The 13,121-nt window shown below is 26.1% G+C and carries 10 protein-coding genes; 1 reads left to right on the plus strand and 9 read right to left on the minus strand.

Annotated elements, in window-relative coordinates:
* Positions 1-13: 13 nt before the first annotated feature.
* The 9 genes from NPX79_RS01100 to NPX79_RS01140 form a co-directional block, all read right to left on the minus strand.
* A complete protein-coding gene (locus NPX79_RS01100) occupies positions 14-1,615 on the minus strand; it encodes an AAA family ATPase (RefSeq protein WP_381415290.1) in 1,602 nt (533 codons plus the stop codon).
* A gap of 1 nt (position 1,616) precedes the next feature.
* Complete coding sequence (locus NPX79_RS01105) at positions 1,617-2,288, minus strand: hypothetical protein (RefSeq protein ID WP_381415291.1); 672 nt, start codon at positions 2,286-2,288, stop codon at positions 1,617-1,619.
* Between the two features lie 13 nt (positions 2,289-2,301).
* Positions 2,302-4,524 carry a hypothetical protein gene (locus NPX79_RS01110; protein WP_381415292.1) on the minus strand — a complete coding sequence of 741 codons (2,223 nt, stop codon included), beginning with the start codon at positions 4,522-4,524 and terminating at the stop codon, positions 2,302-2,304.
* Entirely contained in the window at positions 4,508-5,146 is a 639-nt protein-coding gene (locus tag NPX79_RS01115) for a hypothetical protein (protein WP_381415293.1), read from the minus strand. The genes NPX79_RS01110 and NPX79_RS01115 overlap by 17 nt, the downstream gene beginning before the upstream one ends.
* Complete coding sequence (locus NPX79_RS01120) at positions 5,146-5,838, minus strand: hypothetical protein (protein ID WP_381415294.1); 693 nt, start codon at positions 5,836-5,838, stop codon at positions 5,146-5,148. The genes NPX79_RS01115 and NPX79_RS01120 overlap by 1 nt, the downstream gene beginning before the upstream one ends.
* A complete protein-coding gene (locus tag NPX79_RS01125; RefSeq protein ID WP_381415295.1) occupies positions 5,838-6,413 on the minus strand; it encodes a hypothetical protein in 576 nt (191 codons plus the stop codon). Before NPX79_RS01125 ends, NPX79_RS01120 begins: the two co-directional genes overlap by 1 nt.
* 60 nt (positions 6,414-6,473) lie before the next feature.
* Positions 6,474-8,339: a lipoprotein gene (locus tag NPX79_RS01130; RefSeq protein ID WP_381415296.1), complete on the minus strand. Its 1,866-nt coding sequence runs from the start codon at positions 8,337-8,339 to the stop codon at positions 6,474-6,476.
* Positions 8,340-8,357: 18 nt separating this feature from the next.
* Positions 8,358-10,379: a hypothetical protein gene (locus NPX79_RS01135; RefSeq protein WP_381415297.1), complete on the minus strand. Its 2,022-nt coding sequence runs from the start codon at positions 10,377-10,379 to the stop codon at positions 8,358-8,360.
* 74 nt (positions 10,380-10,453) lie between these two features.
* Positions 10,454-12,160: a PTS transporter subunit EIIB gene (locus NPX79_RS01140; protein ID WP_381415298.1), complete on the minus strand. Its 1,707-nt coding sequence runs from the start codon at positions 12,158-12,160 to the stop codon at positions 10,454-10,456.
* A 187-nt stretch (positions 12,161-12,347) separates the two neighbouring features.
* Here NPX79_RS01140 and NPX79_RS01145 point away from each other — a divergent pair, with 187 nt between their 5' ends.
* The gene (locus tag NPX79_RS01145; protein WP_381415299.1) at positions 12,348-13,118 is read left to right on the plus strand and encodes a hypothetical protein; all 771 of its coding nucleotides are present in this window, start codon (positions 12,348-12,350) and stop codon (positions 13,116-13,118) included.
* Positions 13,119-13,121: the final 3 nt, after the last annotated feature.

Genomic DNA, 13,121 nt, shown 5'->3' on the forward strand with positions numbered 1-13,121 from the left:
CCTTTAAAAAATACTATTCTTCAAAAATATCTTCATCATTAAAAGTATTTTCTTGAATACCCTTATCTTTATTTTCTAATTCTGTTTCAATATTACTAAACGCATTTTCAACAGCCAATTTAAATTGTTCAGGTCAAAAAATTGCTGGTTGTTTTAATAGTTTATTTTTTTCATCCTCAAATGCTGAATCTAATTTATCAATTCTAGCTTCTAAATCTAAAATACGTTTTATTAAACTTTGCGATTGATCATTTGTTAAAGAATTTTGCACTTCAAGTTCATATACTTCTTGATTTGCCATATTCATTAATGATTTTTCTGAATGATATTTAAATTTTATTTTTTCTGTCTTGTGTAATTTATCAAGTTCTTTTCCCATGTAAACTTTTATATTTTGAATTTGATCGCGATTATTTTTTATCAAAATAAAATCTTTTTCTTCAATAAATGAAATAGGATATTCATTGTTTATAAAAATACGGTTAAATTGCCCTTCAATTTCTCCATTAAAAACATTTTTATATATAGATTNTTTGTTTAATAATTTTTTCTCTTCATTGTATTCTTTTTGTAAATCTTCTAATTCTTTTTCTAACTGTTCACGATTTATAAAAATATCGTGTGTTAAAGAATTTAAATAAAACTCATTAAATATTGATGTATATATTTCTTCTTGCTCTTCATTATCTCAAATACAGTATGGGATGATCATTAGATCTGGTTTTTCAACCTTGTCTCGCCCATTAAAAAATGCTGAAGCTCTCATTAATCCTACTATTTTTTTTCATCTACGATCGGATATATAATAATTACCCTCTGTTGCAATTCATAGTTCTTTTCTAAACCTTTTAATAAAGTCAAAAACAAATTCTGTTAATTGAACATTGCTAATTTCTTTTTTTCAAATTTCATATTCTTCACGATTAATTGATAAATTTGGGTCAATGTTAATATCTAAATTTGCAGTTGATGCTAACATGTCATTGAAAATATCTTCATCTTCTAGCCCTTTTGCAATATAACGAATAATAAATCGGTCAAATAAAGCTTCTAACCCTTGACCTTCTGTTGGTAATTCATTTGAAGCTGAAATTAATAATTTCAAAGGAACTTTTTGATCTTTTCCAGCATTTCTAAATATTTTTTCATTGATGATTGTTAAAAGTGTATTCTGAATTGAAGGACCAGCTTTTCAAATTTCATCTAAAAAAGCAATCTCAGCTGATGGTAAATAATTGTCAATCAGTCTTAAATAAACCCCTTTTTGTAGTTCTTCGATTGAAATTGGTCCAAAAATTTCTTCTGGAGTTGAAAACTTACTCATTAAATATTCAAAAATTGTTCCGTTAGTAAACGCATACTTCATACGACGAGATATTAAAGATTTAGCAATTCCGGGTTTCCCTAGTAAAAATATTGATTCTCCACTTAACATTGCTAATAAAGATAGCCTAAAAATAACATCTTTTTCATAGATACCTTTTTGTAGTTCTTTTATTAATTGATTTAAACGAAGTCTTCTAATAACTTTTGGATCGTTAACGTTATCTTCCGTTTTGTTTTCCTCTATATTTTCAGTTTGTGTATTTTCACTAATCATTAAATCTTTTTCCATCTTAAACCTCTAAACTAATCTTTTTCTTAACATCATCTGATTTACCAACCAAAAGCGCTGCTCCTGTTATTTGAATAATTGTTATTATTAAAATTCCCACCATCATTCCCGGAACAAAAGGTGTTATTTGTAAGCCACCTAAAGCTGCAGATAATGAAGCTACAAATAAAAATATTGAGCATAACAGTTGTAATGATAAAAATGATAAAATTCCTAAAATAATATAAGAAACAGATCATGTATAAACAGCTCCAGCCGTTTTAATTGCTAACATTGGGATAATATATAACAAGGAACCCAAGGCTGTTAAAATTAACAAAATAATTCCTAATAAATCTTGTAATAAAAGACCTGGAAAAATTTGAACTGATGATGTGTCTACAATTTCCGAAACTAATGAAAGTAAAACAAACTTCCCTATAAAATAAGACATACCAATCATTAAAACTTGCGCCAATATTATAAAAATACGACCAATAATTTCTGTGTTGCTGTCGAAAAACATTCTTCTTTGAGAAAAATCGGTGTGCTGAATTGGTTGAAAAAACTTCATTTTTTTAACTTCATCTTCAGCTAACTTATCAACCGCTTTTTCATATTGATCTTTTTCATAATCGATATCTAATTGTTGTTGATTGGGAAAACTTTCACCAAATTTTGGTTTTTTTTGCATAAACAACCTTTCTCTAAGTATTTATAGATATTATATACTTTATTTGACCCTTTATAAAGTTATCACCTGTATTTTTTGCAGAGACATAAATCTGATATTCTCCTAATTCAAGTTTTGAACCATCATTATTAAAATCAATGTTAACATCGTTGATTGAAAAGTTTATCCCCTCACCTTTTAAAACATTGTTTAAATCATTTACAATATATCTTTGTACATCATTTGTATTATTTTCTGTTGTAAATTCTTTTTCTGTTGAAAAATAAAAGTTATTCATTGGTGTTTTATCTACATTCAATAAGTTATTAATTGTAAATTGCCCTTTATAATTTAACGAAGAAGAATTACTTGCAACACTAACACCATATGTTCCAAGTTTTAAATTATTATTATTATTTCTACCTGAAGGTTCAATTATATTAATACTGAAAGCATTGTTAGCTGAATTTTCTAAAACAAATCGTGGATCCAATAATGAACTTGCTCAAGCATTTTCAGCTTGTTCAATTGCATACAAAATTCTACTATTTAGATATGATTTTGAATCTCTTGTTTCCATGTCACTAATACTTATATATCTTTTTAAGACATCTAAATCATATTTATCGACCCCATTATTATCGTTTCTTCTTACATCTTCTAATCAAAAACTTCCACTTATTGATTTTGGCCCATCATTTGTTTTTACATTAATATTAATCGCTACTAATGGCATTGAAAAATTTCTATCAACAAAAACTTTATCTTTGTTTCCGCGATTAGCTCCATTTACTGGTTCAAAGTCACTTCTAGTAACACCACCTTGAATATCAATTGAGATTTCAGTAATTAATCTATTATTAATTACACTATTTTTAATATCTTGGTCTTTAATATTATTAATAAAATAATTTTCAGTGAAGGCTTTTACATTATTTGTTTCAGACAATAATAAGTTATTGACATCTCCCCCAGAACTATCATATGTTATTTTATTAACAGCTTGCTGAAAGGCATTATTTATATTTAAGTTATCAAATGCCACAGAAATACCTTTATATGTTATTTGATCATAATACGTTTTAACAATATTTGATTGCCCTAAAAAAGATACGTTTAGGTTATTTTTAAAAATTGTATGACGAGAATATCAATCAGCATCATGCTCTACTCCCAATTCACTAATATAACCTTTATAATTATTAATTTCACTTTGTGTAACATTTTGTCCATTTTCAATATTTTTAAAGGTTGTTTCATTAGTTATTGCAACAGCGTTATTTCCCCCAAATTTATTTAGTAAATATTTTGCTGTTTGATAACCATTTACATTATTATTACTAAAAATATTTGCTCCTAAGTTATTTAAATTTATTTGACGATTATCAAATAAAAGATGTAAAACATCATCATTTAGTGATGAATTTGCAATATTTGATGGTTCATCTACAATTCCGCTATACTTTGAGGCATCTATTTGTTGGTCAAACCTTAAATTTTCATTTTGAATGTTTGATAAATTAAAGAAATAATTTAACATTTTCATTTTTAAATTTGAATCAGTATCATTGAATGCTAAACTTGTACTATTTGTAAACTTTTTTAAAACATCATTTTTTGATAAAAATATCATTGAAGATAAACTTAAGAAGTCTCCAAAAAAGTTAGAATTTAAATTTAATTCATAAGTTTTGTTTAAATCAAATGCTTTTCCTTTTCTAAAACCAACTAATTTAACTGCATATTTAACTTCGTAAAACCACTGATTTTCGCCTATTTTTTTGTTAAATTTTACAATCCCTTTTTTATTTTGACCATCTTGGTAAGGAAACTCCAAAATAATTGGAACTAATTTAAACTTGTATTGTTTTCCGTTCATATTGAAATAATTTGCATTTTCAAAAGTTCCAGGTGTTCCTTCAAACATTTTTGCATAATAATTTTGATTTTTTTTAATGAAATCTACATTATTTAATTTTGAATCTATACTTTCAGATTCACTAACAAAAGATTCACGACTATCACTGTTTGCAATATAAAATTTCTCAAAAGACTCTGGATTGTCGTTTTTAAAATAATCTTCATGAATGTTTTCTATAAATTCAGCATCAAACTTATTTGCATTTTTAAATGGATCACTTACTTTTAAATTTGATGGAGAAAAAATATAAAATAAAACCAACCCTAAAGAAAGTGATACAAAGACACTTAGTGTAGAGATAAAGATGATTTTTAATGTTTTACTTTTTATTTTCATAACGTTTATCCCCTTCTTCAACTTTTTTTAAAAAACTACTTCTTTTAGATTCTAATTTTTTCATTTTTCTTTTTAAGTCTTCGTTGGTTTGTAAGTCGCTATCAAAGATATTTTCTTTAAATAACTCAAAATACTTGGTATACTTTTTAAAAAATAAAAGTGACACAATAAAAGAAGTTAAAAAAGAAACAATGATTGCCACATAAGACAAAATTACCATTGGTGACATATAGTTATAATAAGTAATAAAAAATGTTAATAAACCAATTATTAAAGTAGTATAAATAATATTTATAATAATATTACTAACAAAATTAATTTTTAAATTTTTACGAGTAATGTGTCTAATAAAAATAATAGCTTGAGGAATATGGAATAAGATTGATAATAAAAACCCGACAATTCCAAAAGTAATATACATTTGTTTATAATATTGTGCTGAAATATTACCAACAATAACATCGATTTGATAATAACTTTTCATGACAGAAATTGCTGCCAAAAAACCACCAACAGAACCGATGATTGCTCCTGTCAGCATAATGAACCTTAATATAATTTCTCAATTAAGATTTCAATATAAACGATCGATGTTTCTTTTTTCTCTAAACTTATTAAACATTATAATGTTCCTCTTATTTGAGCTACTCACATTTTTTCTATTTTATTTCTAACTTTTTTAAGAGTAACTGTTCAAAAAATTATCCCAATATAAAGAAACAAAAGAGAAGCAGCGGGAATAGCTAACATTAAAATAACTCATATATCAATTGCATAACTTAACAATAAAAAACCATATATTGCTAAAGCCATTAAAAATATTATATTAAAAATATTAATAAAAATAAATAAGATAGCCCAAACATATGATGCACGCATACCTTTAACCAACAATGTTGGCAAAATTGTAAGCAATGTCGATAGAATAACAAGTAATAAAATAATTGCTGTAACAACAGAGCCTGCAATTTCAATATAATCTTTAATAAATTCTCACATAGGAACGCCAGATCCCACTATAAGATAAATAAGTTTATAAATCATATCTTTAAATATTTCTAAATATAAATTAAAGTTTATTAACAAACTTATAATTATTGCAAGTTGAGAAATTAAAATAAATATTCTTCCGAATATTTCACCTTTTGTTTGGAAAAAAAGTTTTTCTTTTCCAGCATCAAAAGATTTTCTTTGATATTTTGTGTTGAAATTTGGATGATTATTTTTTTGTAAAACTTTTTGATTTAAAACTCTTGTTGAATATTCTTGGGCCGTATATTCTTTGTGTTCTTCAAATTTATCTTTGTGTTTCATTACGCTACCATGCTTTCACTTTCAATAATTGCTTCAACTAGTTTATTTTTTTGTTTTATTGAAGTAATTAATAAAATTAAACTTCCAATTAAAACAAAAGCAATAATTATTGCAGAAAAAACTAATCCTAAAAGATTATACTTTACTGGTATATAAATATAACTAACAATTGATAATGCCAATAAAACTATTGTAAATATTGTGCCAAATGTTAAATATATTATACTAATTTTTTTAACACCCCTAATACTTCTAATAATAAAAATAGGAATTAAAAATACTAAGGAAATAATAATACCAAAAGTTGCCATAATTACAGTTATTGATCTATAAACTCCATCACCAATACCAAAGTCGTTAAAAATTGCTGGAATTGGGATTTGTTCTGTAATGGCAAACGAAAAACTAGCGGCCTCAATAAAAACAACAGCCATCATTAATGCTTGGGCTATTAAAATAAAAGCGCGTCCCACTAATTCTTTTTTAGAACCAAAATACATTCTAGTATAGTTGGGATTAATATTTTTTAACAAAGCATTATTATCAACTGCGTTGTTTTTATCTCTTTTTTGCATTAAACCCACCTTTTTCTTATTATATCATTCAAAAAATAAAAAGTTAAAATACAAAGTATTTTAACTTCAATTAATAGTAAATGTTAATTTAATTGACCCTTCGTATATATTTTCATCATTATATGGGATTTCAATTGTTATATCATAATCACTTCCAGGAGTGTTATTTCTTAATAAATTAGTAATTTCACTCATAGCTTTTGTATTATTTCAATTTGAAAATTCCTTTTTAAATCCATAAAAGAATGAGTCTTTATTATTAAAATAATCACTTGCAATTATTTTTTCAAAAATAGATTTGTAGATTTTGTTAGCTTCATTAATAATTTCAGGGCCACTTAATTCACCCTCAACGTTTTCTGTTATATCTAAATCACTTAAGTTTTGATTACCTGTTAAAGCACTTGTAATAAACTTAACTTCTCCACTTAAAATGAAACCATCTTTTGATTCATCTCCACTTTTTAACTCACCGTTTACTTGGTATTCGTATCATTTATTATTTGTACCTTCATATGCATTTTCTAACTGAGAAATATTGTAATCATATAAATTTAAATCTTCTGGTAAGTCTCCGTGTGCTCCACTATCAATTCATGATTCTCAAATATCATTCATTACACTTTGCGGTGTAAAAAATTGTGATTTTGAATAAATCGTTAATGGAATAAAACCTATTTTATAATTAGAAATATTTATAACATCAACATATATTGTAAAATCTTTTGCAATTTCACTATCAAATGGTGGAATTTTTACATCTAAAGCAACATTAGTAACAGTTGAACCTGGGAAAGGTCAACTTCTTGTAAACGCACTATTTCAAGTTGATATATCATACTTTTTAATATCTGGAATTTCGCTGCCATAAAATCCTAACCCACTCATTGCGCTACTTCATATTTTTTGATAATTAATCTGTGAAACATCTGGTTCAAACCCATAAACTTTTATTGGTTCTGGAACGATAATTTCATCTCCCGGTACCTCAACAGGGCTTTTTGCTACATTATAATTAATATAAAACTCAAAGTCATTAATTGTACTTTTAGCAAGTGATTGATATGTTGCTGTAAAACCAAATTCTGGAATTTCAACATATGATTTTGAATAAATATAGCGATCTTTATTATCTATAAAATCATCTGGATAATTTGTCATTAAATAATCTTTAAAATTATCTCAAATTAATTGTTTTACTTCATCTTGACTTGGGTTTTTAAGATCTGAAATATCTACTTCTCCATCAACTTCAATTCTAAAAACATTTGTATTAACTGTAATGGTTCCATATTGAAAAACATCAGTTGGATTAAAATATTCAAACTTTAATGATATAGGCACAATTTCATTAGCTTTATCTTCAATATCACTATGGTTAAATGGAATTATTTTATAATGTTCAAATGTAGTTGAAGGAACTTCATAGTCCCCATTAATAATTACATCATTAAAAATTTGACGATAAAAACTTTGATAGTTTTTATAATAAACATCTTCAGTAACATTGTAGTCTAATGGATGATCAATTGTTTGAGTAAAATCACGTCCTTCAGCTGGGGTAACTGTAAAGTTAATTTGAATTGTTCCAAAATACCCAGGAACATCTACAGCCCTTAGAATCATAAAACCTGACCTTGGTGATTCATCGACACTTTCAAACTCATATATTCCTTTTTGATTTTCTAAATCAAAATCTCTAATATCTAAGTTGTTAATGTAACCATTGTCTAGAGCATATTGAAATATATGGTGTGAAAAATCTTCCATTCCCACCAATACTTTTATATTGTCATAAATAGTTATTTCATTTGAAATATCATCTTTTCCACCAATTTGTTCTAAAGATTCAGAACAAGCTACAACAGTTACAGCAGCACTTGTTGAAAGCATAATAGATGAGAATATAGCTAATAGTTTTTTCATAGTGCCTCCTTTTGGCTGTTATAAAATATTAAAATCAAACCTAAGTTTTAAACTTTGGTATTGTGGTTCAACCGCTTCTTTTGAATCAAATATTAAATCTATTGTCGAAAACTTACTTAATTCATAAATAGATGTTTCAGAAAGCTTATCAATAAATTGTTCAAAAGTATTATTATATATACTAATATTATCATGATGAACTCATGAAATCAGGAAATCTATTTCAGTATCTAAATTGATTTGTATTAAAAATTGATTGTAAGTAAACCCTTCTGGGAAAAAAGCGTTAAATAAACCGTTGTTATTTATTTCAATAATGTTATCGTAAACCATTTTAAGCATTTTATTTTGAACTGAATCTTTATCATCGATTTCTGGATTAAAATTAACTACAAATGATTCTTTCATTCCATAGTTTAAAAAATCATTAGCATAAATTTCATTATAAAATTCGTGTCTTGAATTAATATCCATAAAATCATATTCTGAATCTAAAGTTGATGTTCTTGGCTTAAATGTAAATGTTTTGTTATGCCTTACTCTTACTATGTCTGACCCTGGCGTTTCATCACTAAAGTATAGGTTTCTGTTTTGACTGATAAATCTATTTGTAGTGTTAACAGCTGAATTACTATTTTTTGTTTCAATTGATGAAAATAATTGAAATGGTAGTGTTGAATAATCTAAAATAAAACTAAACTCACTTGCTTCTTGTTCATTTAAGATTGAATCCTTCATTTCTTCAAATAGTTCTGAAAATGTTTTTTCACCATTTATTACTTGTTGTAAATATGGGAAAAAATCATTAATTAAATCCCCAATTGATTTATCTTTTGGTAAAAACATTAAATAAAATTGCTCGGGATTTGTTTGGTTAAATGAAAATGTCTGTATAAAATCGTAAAATTCTTTATATTCATCCGGTAGTAACTCTCTTGGTAACTGAAGATTAGGGTTTTTAGTAGTTGGGACAATATTTTTTAAAAAAACAAATAACTGACTTAAATAGTTTTCCCCAAACTCTATGCTACCAATTGATGATTTTAATGGTGAACTAATTTCGTTTGTTACAGCTTTTGTATCTAATGTGTAATTGTAAGAATTAAACATTGTGTTAAATCCTGGAATTGGCGGAAAGATTTGATCATCTTCTTTCATTCCAATTAAAGCAAAATTTTCAAACGGATTTATTCCTGATGGTAAATATTCTTTATTATCTCCTGTATTCTCTAAATAAAACTTCTCAAAAACTGTTTTGTAGTTATCATAAACCAAATCATTGTACTGTAACTTTGGTAAAGAAGTATCAATGTCAAGAATTTGTGTATCACCAATTGCATTAGAAATATGCGTTTTATCATCTCAAGGATTTATTATATCTTCATTTTTTCTAATACCATTAGTTAATTTATAGTTTAAAAAACGACTATTAAAAGTTTCCATTCCCACATAACCTGTTGGCATTAAAACTAAATTTTGTTGGTGTACTCCATCATATGTTATATCTAAATAAAGTAAATTTTCTCTAATATTTAAATTGTTTTTTTGTACATCAATTAATGTTACATTTTCTCTTCTTTTTGTATCTTTATATATATTGTTTATAACAATTTTCTCTGGATCACTATATTTTATTCCATACAAAAAGTTTTTACTTATATAATCTTCTCCAGCATTTTTAAATATGTCATTATATAAAAACTCAAGTCTTAAACTTGTTGAATAAGCAACTTTACTGTCACCTTCTAAAGAATCAACTATTTCTAATGTTTTTCTTGTTTCTGGGTTAATGTTATATATATTTGTTTCTGAAAAATCTAATAAATAATATCCACCTTCATCAATATCTGGAAGTGGACCATCGGTTTCAACACCACCAGTTCTAATTAAATCAGTTAAAAACATTGTCCCAAAATATGCTACAGGAATTAAAGCACCAATATATATAACAGCTAAAAGAGATCCTAAAATTTTCTTTTTTTTAGAAGACTCTTTTATTCTGTTTGTTATACTATTAATTTTATCTCAAACTTTTGCCATAAAACCCCTATATTAATATATTGATTATATCACAAAGGAAATTAATAAAAAAAAACTCAACTTGTGAGTTTTGGTTATTTATTCTTTAGTGATTTTTGTTTTTTATTGTTATATTTATTTTCTTTTTTTGCTTTTCGTTCATTTAATATTATATTTTTTCAATCACTTTTTGATATTTTATTTAATTCTTCAAAAACAACATTATATTCATTTTCTAAAATTAATTTAGACCTATTAGCAAAGAATTTTAATTTTCCTAAAAATAATGTCATTATAAAGGTTACACTCACGGATGTAAGAATAGAAATTATTCCCCAAAGAATACCTCCCCCAAATCAGGTTGTAACACCTGTAGCATCTGGAGCTGCATGAAGATACATCAAAATACCAAAGATTGATGAAGCACCCTGTAATGCATATGTGTTAGAAGCTGTTAATACTAATGTCCCACAAAACACTCCGATTGATGCTGCTATTAAAGGGAATAAATGTTTTAAATTTATTGTATATAGTGAAGGTTCTGTTATCCCCCCCACAATTGCTGATATTCCATTTGAAATACCTAAGTCCTTTAATTTTCTTACTCTTCTGTATAGATATATAAATGCTAAAGAAGCTACACCTTGAGAAATATTTGAAATAGTTATAAAACCTTGTAACAATGTTCCACCAAACTCAGCTTGCCCCTGTAAAATAATTGGTGTAATTGAGTGATGCATACCAGTAATAACTAATGGACCATAAAGACCTCCAATTATTGGAATTGCAATATATTTTGCAATATTATTGGTACTTAATCAATTAATACCCACTGATAAATAAGTTGTAAATAGTAAACCAATTGGAGCCATTATAAATATACCAAATAGGAAAGCTCCCCCGATTACAAGAATTGGTGCTAAAATTAATTTTGCTGTAGGGCTATTAATGCGTTCAGTTGCTCTTTCAATATATGCTCCTAAAACGGTAACAATAATCATTGGAATGATTAGTCCATTATAGTTAATTTTTCAAGGATAAACTGTACCGTCCCCAAATAAAGTTCATCCAGGATATGATTCTAATATATTTTCTCCTGCTTCTGGTTGAACATTGCCCATAGGAACTAGTCCTGGCGCTGTTAAAACAACAGCAATAATAATTCCATAAATAACATTACATTTCATTGCTTTAAATACTGTATAACCAATTGAAACTGTAATAAATAATGAAAATGCTCCAACTAATACATCCAATATCCCAACGAACTCTTGGAAAAAGTGGCTGTTATCTTTTAAACTACTACCAGCTCCGCTTCACTCCACTGTCATTAAAGATCATATTGTTAAAATTAACCCATAACCAACAAGCGGAATTACAATTGGCGTAAAAACAGCAGAAATAAATGCTAATCCTCGGCTAAACAATCCTGTTCCTCTAACTTTTTGCTTAATACCTTTGATTTCTGCAGCTTGTGATGTTTTAAAATCAATTTCTGAATTTTTACTGTTTATTATTGTTTTTCCGTCTAAGTCATAATTATTTATCTCACAAAATATTTTATAAAATCTATCAACATCGGATCCTATAATAATATGATATTGATCATTATTTTTTGACTCATTTATACCTGTTATATAATCAGCATTTTTTAAAGCTTCTTTGTCTATCAAATCTCAATTTTTTAATTTAAATCTGATTCTTGTCATGCAATGAAAAAATGAAATAATATTTTCATATCCACCCAAACTATCAAATAAATGTTTGGCGTTAGCTTGAAAGTCTTTTTTATTTTTACCCATGGTGTATCCTTTCTTTTGTAAATTTGTTGTAAAATGATAATATAAATACAAAATTGCTATTTGCTTTTACTAAATTATTATCTTGTTTTTGTTAAATATAAACAAGATAATAATTTAAAGAAATAAGTACTTCTTAAAACAAGAAGTATTTTTTATAAAAGAAAAATATCAATTAAAAGAGGTTTACATGTTTGTTTCAATTAAAGAAAAAATGCAAATTATAAAAAATTCCACTTCCAATAAAACAAAAGCATTAATAGCAAGCTATATACTGAATTGCATCGAATATGGTAAAACACCAAAAATATTAGAAGCTTCAGAGTGAGCAAGTTGTTCAGAGTCTGTTATAACAACATTTGCCAAAAAGAATGGTTATGATGGTTTTAGAGAACTTGCTATTAGGGTTAAAATTGAAATAGAAAATTATGAATTTGCAAATGTAAATATTAATTTTAAAAGTATAGATGGAATAGATAATTATAGAAAAATAATTGAAGAAAGCTTATCAATGATTGATGAGCAAAAAGAAATAGTTAATAATGCAGTAGCAAAAATAAAAGATTCTGAAAAGGTATTTCTTATAAGTTCTTATCAACAAATATTTAACGCAGAGTTATTTGCAAGTGAATTGCAATTAAGTGAAATTGATGCAAGATTTAATATAAGTAGAAAATCAAATGCAGCTTGAATAAAACAAATTACCGATAAAGATATGTTAATAGTAATTGCTTTTGGTTTAGATAATGAATATGTTACAAATTATTATGAACTTTTTAAATGTAAAACAGACAATATTTTAATTATAACTTCACCTTCTCAAAGGCATAAATTTGATAAATTTTCAGAAAAAATTATTGTAGACTATTCAAATAGAAAAACAATGTTAGAATCTTCAAGATCAATTATTATTAATTATCTTTTAAGTAGCATGGTGTATAAAGTAAAAATAAAACACTAGTGT

This window comes from Spiroplasma endosymbiont of Anurida maritima (genome assembly GCF_042465095.1).
Lineage (GTDB): Bacteria > Bacillota_I > Bacilli_A > Mycoplasmatales > Mycoplasmataceae.